Source organism: Enterobacter cloacae complex sp. GYL001 (assembly GCF_049237125.1).
Taxonomy (GTDB): Bacteria; Pseudomonadota; Gammaproteobacteria; order Enterobacterales; family Enterobacteriaceae; genus Enterobacter; species Enterobacter hormaechei_C.
The window spans coordinates 136,543-150,064 of sequence record NZ_JBMKGW010000003.1 but is presented as its reverse complement, the minus strand read 5'-3'; the positions used below and the strand labels follow the sequence as shown (position 1 = coordinate 150,064).

Genomic DNA, 13,522 nt, shown 5'->3' with positions numbered 1-13,522 from the left:
TTATCCTCCGAACAGGCGTTTGAGGAAACCTTTCTTCTCTTCTTCAATGAAGCGGAAAGGACGTTCTTCTCCCAGCAGACGGTCAACGGTATCCGCATACGCTTTACCCGCGTCTGCCTGTGTATCCAGGATCACGGGCTCGCCCTGGTTAGAGGCGCGCAACACGGACTGATCTTCCGGGATCACGCCAACCAGTTTGATGCGCAGGATCTCCAGCACGTCTTCCATGCTCAGCATGTCACCTTTGTTCACCCGGCCCGGGTTGTAGCGGGTCAGCAGCAGGTGCTCTTTGATTGGCTCCTGGCCATTTTCCGCGCGACGGGATTTCGAGGCCAGAATGCCGAGAATACGGTCGGAGTCACGTACTGACGAGACTTCCGGGTTGGTGGTGATGATGGCTTCATCCGCGAAGTAGAGCGCCATCAGCGCGCCGGTTTCGATACCGGCCGGGGAGTCGCAGACCACGAAGTCGAACTCCATCTTTTTCAGATCGTCGAGCACCTTTTCCACGCCTTCGCGGGTCAGGGCGTCTTTATCACGGGTCTGGGACGCCGGAAGAATGTAGAGGTTCTCGGTACGCTTATCTTTAATCAGCGCCTGGTTAAGGGTGGCATCGCCCTGAATGACGTTCACGAAGTCATACACCACGCGACGCTCGCAACCCATGATCAGGTCCAGGTTACGCAGACCGATATCGAAGTCGATTACGACGGTTTTCTTTCCCTTCTGGGCCAAACCAGTAGCGATGGCCGCGCTGGAGGTGGTCTTGCCAACGCCTCCTTTACCCGAAGTCACAACAATAATGCGTGCCATAGAAATTCCTTGTTAAAAGGGATCAATTTAACGGTTGAACGGTCAAAGCGTTATCTGCCAGTTGCAGACGGGCCGCTTTGCCATAAAATTCGGCTGGGATTTTATCGCTCAGCCAATATTCACCTGCGATAGACACCAGTTCTGCCGTCAGGTGAGTACAAAAAATTTGTGCTTCTCGATCGCCGCTGGCGCCCGCAAGCGCACGCCCACGCATCATACCGTAAACGTGAATATTGCCATCTGCAATCAGTTCAGCGCCCGCACTGACGTGGCTTGTAACAATCAGATCACAGTTTGGCGCATAAATGCGCTGACCGGAACGAACCGGCAGATCAATCAATCGCGTTTTTGTGACTGGGGCTACATTTTGCGCCGGAGGCGGGGGAGCGGGAACGGTTGCAGGCGTTGCACGCGGGGCTTTTTCTTTGCCCTCGTTCAACAAGGGCAAACCCGCGCGTTCAATTTCGGCTTTTAACTCTGCGTCTTTGCAGCCGCTAATACCCACGATGCGCAACCCCGTGGAGACGACGGCCTGCTGGAGTCGCTTCCAGTTAACCGGCCCCTCAAGGTCGCTTACATTGACGACGACAGGAGCATGCTTAAGAAAAGCGGGAGCCTGCGCGATTTTGTCTTCTAACGCCTGACGAATAACCTCGGGTTTTGCATCATGCAAATGAACCACTGATAAGGTGAAGCTACTGCCTTTAAGCTCGATGGGCGTATTTGACATCCTGGCCTTACTCAATTTGCTATTAACCGCAACACATCGCCGCGATATTCCGAAGAGTATCAGGCATGTTATAGTCAGGAGTATATTGAGGCAAGCAACCACCCATTAATTCAGAGTAAAAACATGTTTTGTGTGATCTACAGAAGTACCAGCCGCGACCAGACCTACCTTTATGTCGAAAAGAAAGACGATTTTTCCCGCGTGCCTGAAGAATTAATGAAAAGCTTTGGCCGACCGCAGCTGGCGATGCTGCTGCCGCTGGACGGCCGTAAGAAGCTGGTGAACGCCGATCTTGAGAAAGTCAAAAAGGCGTTAATCGAGCAGGGCTATTATTTACAGCTTCCGCCGCCACCGGAGAATTTATTAAAACAGCACCTTGAGCTGAGCGGAAAGAAATAAGCCCGGGTCCTTCCGGGAACAACTCATCAACCGATTAGGGGTCGACCATGTATCAACATCATAACTGGCAAGGTGCATTACTGGATTATCCCGTCAGCAAAGTGGTCTGCGTAGGCAGCAACTATGCAAAACATATTCAGGAGATGGGCAGCGCCGTGCCGGAAGAGCCGGTTCTGTTTATTAAGCCAGAAACCGCACTGTGCGATATTCGCCAGCCGCTGGTTCTGTCGCAGGGACTGGGCTCGGTGCATCATGAAGTGGAGCTGGCGGTGCTGATCGGCGCGACGCTGCGCCAGGCAACTGAAGAGCATGTAGAGAAGGCGATTGCGGGTTACGGTGTCGCGCTCGACCTCACGCTGCGTGACGTCCAGGGCAAAATGAAGAAAGCGGGGCAGCCGTGGGAAAAAGCCAAGGGTTTTGATAATTCATGCCCGATTTCCGGTTTCGTTCCGGTGAGTGAATTTACCGACGATCCGCAGAACACGCCCCTCAGCCTGAAGGTCAATGGCGAGATCCGCCAGCAGGGAAAGACCGCTGACATGATCCATAAGATTGTTCCGCTGATTGCCTACATGAGCCGCTTCTTCACCCTGAAACCCGGCGACGTGATCCTCACCGGCACCCCGGAAGGTGTGGGGCCGCTGCACAGTGGCGACGAGCTGGACGTCAGTTTTAACGGCCTGTCACTGAAAACCCGCGTACTGTAAAAGCACCTTGCCGCCTGAAAAGGGCGGCAAAACTTGCATCAACGTGCCAGACTCGTTATAAGGTGCGCTCTATTTTGACGTGTGGACATCCCGATGAACGACATTCCTTTCTGGCAAAGCAAAACTCTCGACGACATGACCGACGCGGAGTGGGAATCGTTGTGTGACGGCTGCGGGCAGTGCTGCCTGCATAAGCTGATGGATGAAGATTCGGACGAGATCTATTTCACCAACGTTGCCTGCAAGCAGTTAAACATCAAAACCTGCCAGTGCCGCAACTACGAGCGCCGTTTCGAATATGAGCCGGACTGCATCAAGTTAACCCGTGAAAATCTGCCGACCTTTGAGTGGCTGCCGCATACCTGCGCGTATCGCCTGCTGGCGGAAGGGAAAGATCTGCCGACATGGCATCCGCTGTTGACGGGGTCGAAAGCGGCGATGCACGGCGAACGTATTTCCGTGCGCCACATTGCGGTGAAAGAGTCCGAGGTGCGGGACTGGGAAGACCACATTATGAATCACCCTAATCGGTGACAATAAAAAACCCGCCTCGGCGGGTTTTTTATTGTTCACAATTGTGTCGGGTGGCGCTGTGCTTACCCGACCTGCAAAACTGACGTTGCCGTTTTGCTTTTACCTTCCAAAAAGATCGCGTTTCTTTGGTTTGAACTGCTGGGCAATCAGCACCAGCAGCGCCACCACAAAGTAGGCGACAAAAATGCCCACCAGCCACTGCGGCATCTCCAGCGTCAGAAATTCCCACTGGCGTACAGAGCAGTCACCGGAAGCCACAAATACCTGCGGCAGCCATTTATCCAGCGGCAGCCAGCTCGGGAAGCGGGCGGCAAAATCGCAGGTCATAAACGGCGACGGGTGAAGCTGCATCTGGGTGTGCTCCCAGGCAAGCGCAATGCCTTTCCCGGCGCTGTACAGCCAGATGGCAATTGCCGCATAGCGTAACGGTGATTTGGGTGCAATCGCACCTACCAGACCCGCGCCCATAATGCCGAACAGCGCACAACGCTCATAAATACACAGTACGCAAGGTTTCAGCCCCATCACATGCTGAAACCACAGCGCGACCATTTCCAGCGCAAAGGCGGTCAGGGCCATCAACAACCACGCTCCGCGACCGCGTGAGCACTGGTTCAAAAATCGCAACATAATCATTTCCCTGGAACATGCTTAGACAGCGCAGTGTAAACGAATTTTAATGCGCCGCAAGTATACCTGCTTGCAACAACCATTGCGTACAGGGAACGAGAGTAATTTTGATGCACAGCAAACCAACCAGGGTAAGCACCAGCGTATATGGCAGCGCCATCCAGACCATTCTTCCATAAGAAAGTCGTATGAGTGGCGCCAGCGCTGAGGTCAGCAGGAAGAGGAATGCCGCCTGACCGTTCGGGGTTGCCACGGAGGGGAGGTTGGTTCCGGTGTTGATCGCCACCGCCAGCAGCTCGAACTGTTCACTGCTGACAATGCCTTGCTCCATCGCGGCTTTGGCCTCATTGATGTATACCGTCCCGACAAAGACGTTATCGGAAATAGAGGACAACAGACCGTTAAACAAATAGAACAGCGTTAGCTGCGAATCTGGCGTAGCCTGAAGCACAAACGCGATGATCGGCGCGAACAGATGTTGGTCAATAATCACCGCCACGACGGCGAAAAACACCGCCAGCAGGGCGGTAAACGGCAGCGCTTCGGTAAAGGCTTTTCCGATAGCATGTTCGTCCGTAACGCCGCTCAGGCTGGTTGCAAGGATAATTACCGACAGGCCAATCAGCCCCACCTCGGCAAGGTGGAAGGCCAGCGCAGCGATAAGCCACACGCCGATGAAACCCTGTGCAATCAGGCGCAGCGTCTCCTGGCGCGTGCGCTGTTTGCGGCTCTGCTCGTCAAACTTATGCAGCTCCTGGCGGACCTGATCGGGCAACTTCGCGCCATACCCAAAGAGGTTGAATTTTTCGACCAGCACACAGGTGGCTAACCCGCAGACCAGCACGGGCACGCTGACCGGCGCCATGCGCAGGAAAAATTCGCCAAAATGCCACTCAGCCGCTTTGGCGATAATCAGGTTTTGCGGCTCCCCGACCATGGTCATCACGCCGCCCAGCGCCGTCCCCACGCCCGCATGCATCATCAGGCTGCGCAGAAACGCGCGGAACTGTTCCAGCACATCGCGGTTGTGCGCCTCAACGTGGCTGTCGTCCTGCAAGTTATCGCCAGGACGAGACGAGGCCACCCGGTGGTAAATCCCGTAAAAGCCGACGGCGACGCTGATCACCACCGCAACGACCGTCAGCGCATCCAGGAAGGCAGAGAGGAAGGCCGCGGCGAGGCAAAACGCCAGCGAGAGCAGCGTTTTCGACGGAATGCTCAGCAGCAAACGGGTGAAGATAAACAGCAGAAGCTGCTTCATAAAGTAGATCCCCGCCACCATGAAGATCAGTAGCAGCAGGACTTCAAGATTCGACGCTATCTCGTTTTTAACATGCTCCGCGCTGGTCATGCCAATGACCACGGCTTCCAGCGCCAGCAGCCCGCCGGGCAACAGCGGATAGCACTTCAGCGCCATCGCCAGGGTAAAGATAAACTCGGCGACCAACATCCACCCGGCAACGAAGGGATCCAGCAAAAAGATAACGGGATTAACGACCAGGAATACCAGTAAAGTGAGTTTGTACCAGTCAGGTGACTGACCTAAAAAGTTGCGCCACAGCGCGCGCCCAAATGAAATTTCCACGACAGACGTCCTTTCCCCGTCAAATAAGACAAGACATCAGTATACGCAAAAATGGCGGCAGAGCGGGGGATTAAGCCATTTGTAAATTTCATAAAAATGAAACGGCGATCCCTCTTTTCTGTCTCTGCTGCGCTATCTGCCTCTGCGCGCCTCTGGTATGATGAGTGCAATTTGCTAAAGCTGTGTAATGGAAATCTCACTATGGTCATTAAGGCGCAGAGCCCGGCGGGTTTCGCGGAAGAGTACATCATTGAAAGCATCTGGAATAATCGTTTCCCTGCGGGATCAATTCTACCTGCTGAACGCGAACTCTCTGAACTGATTGGCGTCACCCGTACCACGCTGCGAGAAGTGCTCCAGCGTCTGGCGCGCGATGGCTGGTTGACGATACAGCATGGCAAACCCACTAAGGTGAACAACTTCTGGGAAACGTCCGGGCTGAACATTCTGGAAACGCTGGCGCGTCTCGACCACGAAAGCGTACCGCAGCTGATTGATAATCTGCTTTCCGTGCGCACCAACATCGCCACCATTTTCATCCGCACCGCGTTTCGTCAGCATCCTGAAGATGCGCTGAAGGTGCTTGCCACCGCTAATGAGGTGGAAGACCACGCGGATGCCTTTGCGACCCTGGATTACAACGTGTTCCGCGGTCTGGCGTTTGCTTCCGGCAATCCGGTTTACGGTCTAATCCTCAATGGAATGAAAGGGTTATATACGCGCATTGGTCGTCACTACTTTGCTAACCCTGAAGCCCGCAGCCTGGCGCTTGGCTTCTACCATAAACTGAGCAAACTCTGCACCGAAGGGCTGCACGATCAGGTCTATGAAACGGTGCGTCGTTACGGCCACGACTCCGGTGAAATCTGGCACCGGATGCAGAAAACGCTGCCGGGCGATTTAGCGATTCAGAGTCGCTGAAAGAAAAAACCTCTCGATTGAGAGGTTTTTTTTCGCCCGGTGGCGGCTACAAACTACAGGGTATTCATCCGCGCCGGACACCGCTCCAGCAGCTCCACGCTGCCATCTTCGTTCTGCTGCTCCAGCAACACGTCAAATCCCCACAGGCGATGCACATGCTTCAGCACTTCCTTACGCCCCTTATCCAGCGGCGCGCGGTTGTGCGGAATATAGCGCAACGTCAGGGAGCGGTCGCCGCGCAGATCCACGTTCCAGACCTGAATGTTCGGTTCAAGATTACTCAGGTTGTACTGGGATGACAGGCGCGAGCGGATCTCGCGATAACCCTCTTCGTTGTGGATCGCGGAGATCTCCAGGTAGTTGTTGCGGTCATCATCCAGTACGGTGAAGAAGCGGAAATCACGCATGATCTTCGGCGACATGAACTGGCTGATAAAGCTCTCATCCTTAAAATCACGCATCGCGAAGTGCAGCGTTTCCAGCCAGTCGGAACCGGCAATATCCGGGAACCAGTATTTGTCCTCTTCGGTGGGCGACTGACAAATACGCTTGATATCCTGGAACATGGCAAAGCCGAGCGCGTACGGGTTAATGCCGCTGTACCACGGGCTGTTATATGCCGGCTGGAATACCACGTTGGTGTGGCTGTGCAGAAACTCCATCATAAACCGCTCGGTGACTTTTCCTTCGTCGTACAGGTGGTTAAGAATGGTGTAGTGCCAGAAGGTCGCCCAGCCTTCGTTCATCACCTGGGTCTGCTTCTGCGGATAGAAATACTGGCTCACCTTGCGCACGATGCGCAGGATCTCACGCTGCCACGGCTCCAGCAGTGGGGCGTTTTTCTCCATAAAGTAGAGCAGGTTTTCCTGCGGCTCGGAAGGGTAGCGACGCGCCTCGGCGACGGTTTTCTCCTCTTCACGTTTCGGCAGGGTGCGCCACAGCATATTCACCTGGCTTTGCAGATACTCCTCGCGGCTCTTCTGCCGGGCTTTCTCTTCCTGCAATGAGATCTTCTGCGGACGCTTATAACGATCAACGCCGTAGTTCATCAGCGCGTGGCAGGAGTCCAGCAGCTTCTCCACCTCGTCCACGCCGTAGCGCTCTTCGCAGTCGGTAATGTATTTGCGGGCGAAGATCAGGTAATCGACGATGGAGCTGGCGTCCGTCCAGCTGCGGAACAGATAGTTATTTTTGAAGAACGAGTTATGTCCATAGCAGGCGTGCGCCATCACCAGCGCCTGCATGGTAATGGTGTTCTCCTCCATCAGATAGGCAATACACGGGTTAGAGTTAATGACGATTTCATACGCCAGTCCCTGCTGCCCGTGCTTATACAGCCGCTCTGTTTCAATGAATTTTTTGCCAAACGACCAGTGCGGATAGTTAATTGGCATCCCGACGCTGGAGTAAGCGTCCATCATCTGTTCCGAGGTGATGACTTCAATCTGATGGGGATAGGTATCCAGACGATAGAGTTTGGCCACCCGGTCGATCTCCGCCAGGTAGACATCCAGCAACTCGAAGGTCCAGTCGGGTCCATCGCTCAGACGGGTGCTGTCCCTGGACATGGAATCTAGTGTAGCCATTAGCGCGCCCTCGTTGTTGGTCGCTCTCTCTGACTGGAGAGCCTCCTTTCAAGCATAGATCACCCCATTCAAATACGCGGGGCGCAGAAATTTTTTCTTTGCGATTTCGCGTTTTCGATACGGCAAATAAAGCGGTGCTCACAGAATTTTCTACTGGTTAAAAATAACGCGCAGCAGGAGATCCCAAATAAGCGCCATCCCCTGATACAGCGGGATATGTGAGTTGAGTCACCATAAAAAAGTCATATGTTGAATAATATTTTCAACTAGGTTATCAATCTGTAATTAGATGATTGTTCTTTTGCTCATAATGGAGTGGCTATGCGTGTTGTCATACTGGGAAGTGGTGTCGTTGGCGTAACCAGCGCCTGGTATTTAAGTCAGGCGGGACATGAGGTTACCGTTATCGATCGCGAATCCGGTCCGGCGCTGGAAACCAGTGCGGCGAATGCGGGGCAAATCTCTCCGGGCTACGCTGCGCCGTGGGCGGCCCCGGGCGTTCCGCTGAAGGCGATCAAATGGATGTTTCAGCGACATGCGCCCCTGGCGATCAGCCTTGACGGCACGCAGTTCCAGCTTAAGTGGATGTGGCAGATGCTGCGCAACTGCGACACCCGCCACTATATGGAAAACAAGGGGCGTATGGTGCGGCTGGCGGAATACAGCCGCGACTGCCTGAAGGCGCTGCGTGCCTCAACGGCCATTGAATATGAAGGGCGTCAGGGCGGCACGCTTCAGCTGTTCCGTACCGCGCAACAGTACGAAAACGCGACCCGCGATATCGCCGTGCTTGAAGATGCTGGCGTACCGTATCAGCTGCTGGAAGCCAGCCAGCTGGCGCAGGTGGAGCCAGCGCTTGCCGAGGTCGCGCACAAGCTGACGGGCGGTCTGCGTTTACCGAACGATGAAACCGGCGACTGCCAGCTATTCACCCAGCGTCTGGCGCGCATGTGTGAGCAGGCCGGGGTGAAATTCCGCTTCAATATTTCTGTCGACAAACTGCTGTCGGAAGGGGAGAAGATTTACGGCGTGAAGTGTGGGGAAGAGGTAATTAAAGCCGATGCCTACGTGATGGCGTTTGGCTCCTACTCAACCGCGATGCTGAAAGGGATCCTGGATATCCCGGTCTATCCGCTGAAAGGCTACTCCCTGACCATCCCGGTGAAAGAGGACAACGGCGCGCCGGTCTCGACCATTCTTGATGAAACCTACAAAATCGCCATCACCCGCTTCGATAACCGGATCCGCGTCGGGGGCATGGCGGAAATCGTGGGCTTCAATACCGAGCTGCTCAAACCGCGTCGTGAAACGCTGGAGATGGTCGTGGGCGATCTCTTCCCGCGCGGCGGCTTCATTGAGCAGGCAACGTTCTGGACCGGCCTGCGCCCAATGACCCCGGACGGCACGCCGATTGTGGGCCGTACACCATACAAAAATCTGTGGACTAACACCGGCCACGGCACGCTTGGCTGGACCATGGCCTGCGGTTCGGGCCAGCTGCTGAGCGACCTGATCTCCGGAAGGACGCCGGCAATTCCGTTTGACGATTTGAGCGCCGCACGCTATCAATCAGGGTTTACCCCATCGCGTCCACAACACCTGCACGGCGCGCATAATTAAGGAGTCGTTATGTCCCGTCCTATTCTGGCCCAGCTGGATTTGCAGGCGCTGAAGGATAACCTGCAAATTGTTCGCCGTGCTGCGCCGGGTTCTCGTGTCTGGTCGGTGGTGAAAGCCAACGCCTACGGTCATGGTATCGACCGTATCTGGAGTGCGCTCGGCGGCACCGATGGTTTTGCCTTGCTGAATCTGGAAGAGGCCATCCTGCTGCGCGAGCGCGGCTGGAAAGGACCGATCCTGCTGCTGGAAGGATTCTTTCATGCGCAGGATCTGCCTCTGCTGGATAAGTACCGCCTGACGACCAGCGTTCACAGTAACTGGCAGATCAAGGCCATCCAGGACGCGAAGCTGCATGCCCCGCTGGATATCTATCTCAAAGTGAACAGCGGGATGAACCGTCTGGGCTTCCAGCCTGAACGGGTGCATACGGTCTGGCAGCAGCTTCGTGCGCTGAAAAACGTCGGTGAGATGACGCTGATGGCGCACTTCGCCGATGCGGAAAAGCCGGACGGCATTGCCGATGCCATGGTCCGCATTGAGCAGGCGGCAGAAGGTCTGGACTGTCCGCGCTCGCTGTCGAACTCAGCGGCAACGCTCTGGCATCCCGAGGCGCACTACAACTGGGTGCGTCCAGGGATCGTTTTGTACGGCGCGTCACCCTCAGGTCAGTGGCAGGATATCGCCAACAGCGGCCTGAAGCCGGTGATGACGTTACGAAGCGAGATTATCGGCGTGCAAACCCTGAAAGCGGGCGATACGGTGGGCTATGGCAGCCGCTATCGGGCAGCAGGTGAACAGCGCATCGGTATCGTGGCGGGGGGCTATGCAGATGGTTATCCGCGCATCGCCCCAAGTGGCACGCCGGTGTGGGTCGATGGCGTGCGCACCGGCACGGTAGGTACCGTCTCCATGGACATGCTGGCCATCGATTTGACGCCGTGTCCCCAGGCGGGGATCGGGTCACCGGTTGAGCTGTGGGGCAACGAGGTTAAAATTGATGATGTGGCCGCTGCGGCGGGCACCGTCGGGTATGAGCTGATGTGCGCGCTGGCGCCAAGAGTGCCTGTTGTGACGGTGTAACTTGTGTGTGCCGGGTGGCGCTAGCGCTTACCCGGCCTACGTTCGGGGTTTTGTAGGCCGGGTAAGGCGAAGCCGCCACCCGGCAAAAAAGCAGCTACTCCGCCTCCTCCTCCATCGGCCTTACGCCGACTTTGCGCACCGCGTTATCTTCTTTCTCCGCTACCGTCCAGATCATCCCGGCAAACTCCACCTGGTCACCGACGACCGGCGCAGCCCCTAATAATTGCTGAATAATCTCACCCAGTGTTTGCTGGTTATCGCGATTCTCCAGTCCACCTTCCAGGCCATAAATCAGCGCCACATCCGCAAAGCGGGCGCTGGCTTCGAGGATAAAATCGCCGAAGAAACGCTGATCCAGCGCCACCGGGGGCGACTGGCTGAACAGCTTGCCGAGGGCAGGTAGGTCGCGCTCGCGGCCAATCACGCAGAGGATATCGTTCTCACGCAGCCGCGTGCTGCCGGTCGGGTGAAGCAGGGCGTTATCCCGGAACAGGGCGGCAATGCGCGTTTCAGCGGGCATATGCAGATCGCGCAGGGACGCGCCCACGCACCACTTATCGGCGCTTAGCTGGTAGACAAACTGTTCCCAGGGATTCTCAGGGTGAATATCCAGCCCCACGCGGGAGACCGGCCAGCCAATGGGCGGTACCACCACTTTGGCTTTTTTCGCCGCCCAGCCCAGAGACGTTCCCTGGAACAGCAGCGACACCAGCACTACGAAGAAGGCGACGTTGAAGAACAGACGGGCGTTGTCCAGCCCGGCCATCATCGGGAACACTGCCAGAATAATCGGCACCGCGCCGCGCAGCCCCACCCAACTGATAAATATCCGCTCACGCAGGTTAAACCCGCGGAACGGCAGCAGCCCGGCAAACACCGACAGCGGACGGGCGAAGAAGATCATCCAGGCCGACAAAAGCAGCGCCGGTACGGCGATAGGCAGCAGGTCCGACGGCGTCACCAGCAGGCCCAGCACCAGGAACATGGCGATCTGCGCCAGCCAGGCCAGACCGTCGAAGTTCTGCAAGATGGCGTGACGGTTGCGAATCGGTCGGTTGCCCAACAGGAAACCGCAAAGGTAAACCGCCAGAATACCGCTGCCGTCCAGCGCGGTGGTGACGGCAAAGATCAGGATCCCACCGCTCAGGGCCAGCAGCGGGTAAAGGCCGGAAGGCAGCGTAATACGGTTAATCGTATGCTGTAACAGGTAACCGCCGCCGAGACCAATGATAATCCCGAGGCCAAACTGCTGGAGGATGTGCCAGGCGAACATCCAGCTCAGGCCGGTTTCGTGCTGCTGGATCATCTCAATCAGGGTAATGGTCAGGAACACCGCCATCGGATCGTTACTGCCGGATTCAATCTCAAGCGTGGAGCCAACGCGTTCGTTCAGCCCCTTGCCGCCGAGCAGTGAGAAAACCGCCGCCGCATCGGTAGAGCCGACGATCGCGCCAATCAGCAGGCCTTCCATTATATCGAGGTTAAACAGCCAGGCCGCCATCATGCCGGTCAGGCCGGAGGTGATCAGCACGCCGACGGTCGCCAGAGACAGCGCCGGGCCTAAGGCAACGCGAAACGAACTTGCCTGGGTGCGCATTCCGCCGTCCAGCAGAATCACCGCCAGCGCGAGGTTACTCACCATATAGGCGAAAGGGTAATTATCGAAGGGGATACCGCCGATACCGTCGATCCCGGCAAGCATGCCGATAGCCAGGAAAATGACAAGAATAGGTATGCCAAGACGCGATGAAAATGAACTTAATAAAATGCTAAAGGTTACCAGGATGGAACCCAGAATGAAAAGACTGATTATCGCTGTGGCACCCAATGTCGTCTTACTCCCACCTCAATGTGAACGCTGTTATTAAAACCCTAACATAATAACAACGTTAACTGCGTTTTATTGAGGGGGAATAACGGCTTTTTTATGCCTTTAAGACCGGATGACCGCTGATTGTTAACCGACTGCCTGAATTATCGTGTACAAGGTGCGCCTGGGCACCCAGCGGCAGGGTAACGGTTTGCTGCTCATGGCCGAAATCCAGACCGGCGATCACCGGGATATCCAGCCGGGAACGAATGAAATCAATCATCGTCTCCAGGGAATAGCCCGCATCGTAATCGTTGGGGGCTGAACCACTAAAACTGCCCAGCACAATGGCCGACTGCCGATCCAGGATCCCGGCGTGATACAGCTGCAACAGCATACGTTCGACGCGGAACGGGTGTTCGTTGATATCTTCCAGCACCAGTATGCCGTCCGTGATCTGCGGCAGCCACGGCGTTCCAATCAGCGACACCAGCATCGCGAGGTTGCCGCCCCACAGCTGTCCTTCACATTCCCAGTGCGGTCCATTGCCTTGCCACTCGACGGTGAACGTCGGGTTTTGCAGGGCGCGCCAGAAATGGTCCTGCGTAAATGCATCCAGCTCCGGCGCACCAAAGTTGCCGGCCAGCATCGGGCCGCTAAAGGTAATGACGTTATGCAACGCAAGCAGGCCGAGCTGGATCGCCGTGAAATCGCTGTGTCCGCAGATTAACAGCGGATCCTGCTGCTGGCGCGCGGCCAGCCCGGCCCAGTCGATGCTCTCCAGCAGCCGGCTTGCGCCATAGCCGCCGCGCACGGCCAGCACAATAGTGTTTTCACCTTCCAGCGTCGCCAGGCTGTTGATATCGCTCAGTCTCTGCGCCTCCGTACCGGCAAAACGCTGCATACGGCGGGGGATAATAGTCTGATTTTCTACCTGATGGCCCATTTCCAGCAGGCGCTGAACGCCCCGCTGTGCCGCCTCCTGGTTGATGCAGTAGCCTGACGGTGCGATGAGATGAAACTGAGGCATGGCAATTCCTTGCTGAATGAGAATCTAATTGTCTATATCATGCCGCTTATACGCCGCCTGCTTCAAGGGGCGACGTA

13 protein-coding genes and 1 pseudogene are annotated in these 13,522 nt (G+C 56.0%); 7 read left to right on the top strand and 7 right to left on the bottom strand.

The features are described 5' to 3' along the window. Together minD and minC are read right to left on the bottom strand one after the other, a co-directional pair. A complete protein-coding gene (gene minD / locus ACOTWU_RS08025) occupies positions 1 to 813 on the bottom strand; it encodes a septum site-determining protein MinD (RefSeq protein ID WP_003859938.1) in 813 nt (270 codons plus the stop codon). A 22-nt stretch (positions 814 to 835) separates the two neighbouring features. Beyond that, complete coding sequence (gene minC, locus ACOTWU_RS08020) at positions 836 to 1,543, bottom strand: septum site-determining protein MinC (RefSeq protein WP_015570311.1); 708 nt, start codon at positions 1,541 to 1,543, stop codon at positions 836 to 838. 123 nt (positions 1,544 to 1,666) lie between these two features. On the opposite strand from minC, the gene ACOTWU_RS08015 reads away from it, so the two are divergent. The 3 genes from ACOTWU_RS08015 (at position 1,667) to ACOTWU_RS08005 (ending at position 3,183) form a co-directional block, all read left to right on the top strand. Next, complete coding sequence (locus ACOTWU_RS08015; RefSeq protein WP_015570312.1) at positions 1,667 to 1,942, top strand: YcgL domain-containing protein; 276 nt, start codon at positions 1,667 to 1,669, stop codon at positions 1,940 to 1,942. A gap of 47 nt (positions 1,943 to 1,989) precedes the next feature. Further along, the gene (locus ACOTWU_RS08010) at positions 1,990 to 2,649 is read left to right on the top strand and encodes a fumarylacetoacetate hydrolase family protein (protein WP_126498637.1); all 660 of its coding nucleotides are present in this window, start codon (positions 1,990 to 1,992) and stop codon (positions 2,647 to 2,649) included. 93 nt (positions 2,650 to 2,742) lie between these two features. Continuing rightward, on the top strand, positions 2,743 to 3,183 hold the full coding sequence (locus ACOTWU_RS08005; protein WP_015570314.1) for a YcgN family cysteine cluster protein: 441 nt from the start codon (positions 2,743 to 2,745) through the stop codon (positions 3,181 to 3,183). Positions 3,184 to 3,282: 99 nt separating this feature from the next. Here the strand turns inward: ACOTWU_RS08005 and dsbB are convergent, their stop codons facing one another. Then, positions 3,283 to 3,813: a disulfide bond formation protein DsbB gene (gene dsbB / locus ACOTWU_RS08000; protein WP_252049272.1), complete on the bottom strand. Its 531-nt coding sequence runs from the start codon at positions 3,811 to 3,813 to the stop codon at positions 3,283 to 3,285. A gap of 46 nt (positions 3,814 to 3,859) precedes the next feature. After that, positions 3,860 to 5,398, bottom strand: coding sequence for a Na(+)/H(+) antiporter NhaB (gene nhaB, locus ACOTWU_RS07995; RefSeq protein ID WP_047051749.1), 1,539 nt, complete (start codon positions 5,396 to 5,398; stop codon positions 3,860 to 3,862). Between the two features lie 201 nt (positions 5,399 to 5,599). On the opposite strand from nhaB, the gene fadR reads away from it, so the two are divergent. After that, positions 5,600 to 6,319: a fatty acid metabolism transcriptional regulator FadR gene (gene fadR / locus ACOTWU_RS07990; RefSeq protein WP_015570315.1), complete on the top strand. Its 720-nt coding sequence runs from the start codon at positions 5,600 to 5,602 to the stop codon at positions 6,317 to 6,319. Between the two features lie 53 nt (positions 6,320 to 6,372). Here the strand turns inward: fadR and ACOTWU_RS07985 are convergent, their stop codons facing one another. Next, on the bottom strand, positions 6,373 to 7,905 hold the full coding sequence (locus ACOTWU_RS07985; protein WP_006810976.1) for a SpoVR family protein: 1,533 nt from the start codon (positions 7,903 to 7,905) through the stop codon (positions 6,373 to 6,375). A gap of 321 nt (positions 7,906 to 8,226) precedes the next feature. Between ACOTWU_RS07985 and ACOTWU_RS07980 the strand changes: the two genes are divergently transcribed. The 3 genes and pseudogenes from ACOTWU_RS07980 to ACOTWU_RS07970 form a co-directional block, all read left to right on the top strand. After that, the gene (locus ACOTWU_RS07980) at positions 8,227 to 9,525 is read left to right on the top strand and encodes a D-amino acid dehydrogenase (RefSeq protein ID WP_126498636.1); all 1,299 of its coding nucleotides are present in this window, start codon (positions 8,227 to 8,229) and stop codon (positions 9,523 to 9,525) included. A 9-nt stretch (positions 9,526 to 9,534) separates the two neighbouring features. Next, positions 9,535 to 10,605: a catabolic alanine racemase DadX gene (gene dadX, locus ACOTWU_RS07975; RefSeq protein ID WP_032653929.1), complete on the top strand. Its 1,071-nt coding sequence runs from the start codon at positions 9,535 to 9,537 to the stop codon at positions 10,603 to 10,605. 7 nt (positions 10,606 to 10,612) lie between these two features. Then, positions 10,613 to 10,765, top strand: a pseudogene (locus ACOTWU_RS07970) (hypothetical protein); the annotation flags it as partial. Here ACOTWU_RS07970 and ACOTWU_RS07965 read toward each other — a convergent pair. After that, positions 10,700 to 12,433: a potassium/proton antiporter gene (locus ACOTWU_RS07965; RefSeq protein ID WP_017384312.1), complete on the bottom strand. Its 1,734-nt coding sequence runs from the start codon at positions 12,431 to 12,433 to the stop codon at positions 10,700 to 10,702. The pseudogene ACOTWU_RS07970 and the gene ACOTWU_RS07965 overlap by 66 nt on opposite strands. Before the next feature lie 97 nt (positions 12,434 to 12,530). After that, complete coding sequence (gene ldcA, locus ACOTWU_RS07960; RefSeq protein ID WP_032648575.1) at positions 12,531 to 13,445, bottom strand: muramoyltetrapeptide carboxypeptidase; 915 nt, start codon at positions 13,443 to 13,445, stop codon at positions 12,531 to 12,533. Between the last annotated feature and the right edge of the window lie 77 nt (positions 13,446 to 13,522).

Coding starts and splice junctions, on each gene's coding strand:
- minD (WP_003859938.1), bottom strand. CDS start 813: ATGGCACGCATTATTGTTGTGACTTCGGGTAAAGGAGGCGTTGGCAAG.
- minC (WP_015570311.1), bottom strand. CDS start 1,543: ATGTCAAATACGCCCATCGAGCTTAAAGGCAGTAGCTTCACCTTATCA.
- ACOTWU_RS08015 (WP_015570312.1), top strand. CDS start 1,667: ATGTTTTGTGTGATCTACAGAAGTACCAGCCGCGACCAGACCTACCTT.
- ACOTWU_RS08010 (WP_126498637.1), top strand. CDS start 1,990: ATGTATCAACATCATAACTGGCAAGGTGCATTACTGGATTATCCCGTC.
- ACOTWU_RS08005 (WP_015570314.1), top strand. CDS start 2,743: ATGAACGACATTCCTTTCTGGCAAAGCAAAACTCTCGACGACATGACC.
- dsbB (WP_252049272.1), bottom strand. CDS start 3,813: ATGTTGCGATTTTTGAACCAGTGCTCACGCGGTCGCGGAGCGTGGTTG.
- fadR (WP_015570315.1), top strand. CDS start 5,600: ATGGTCATTAAGGCGCAGAGCCCGGCGGGTTTCGCGGAAGAGTACATC.
- ACOTWU_RS07985 (WP_006810976.1), bottom strand. CDS start 7,905: ATGGCTACACTAGATTCCATGTCCAGGGACAGCACCCGTCTGAGCGAT.
- ACOTWU_RS07980 (WP_126498636.1), top strand. CDS start 8,227: ATGCGTGTTGTCATACTGGGAAGTGGTGTCGTTGGCGTAACCAGCGCC.
- dadX (WP_032653929.1), top strand. CDS start 9,535: ATGTCCCGTCCTATTCTGGCCCAGCTGGATTTGCAGGCGCTGAAGGAT.
- ldcA (WP_032648575.1), bottom strand. CDS start 13,445: ATGCCTCAGTTTCATCTCATCGCACCGTCAGGCTACTGCATCAACCAG.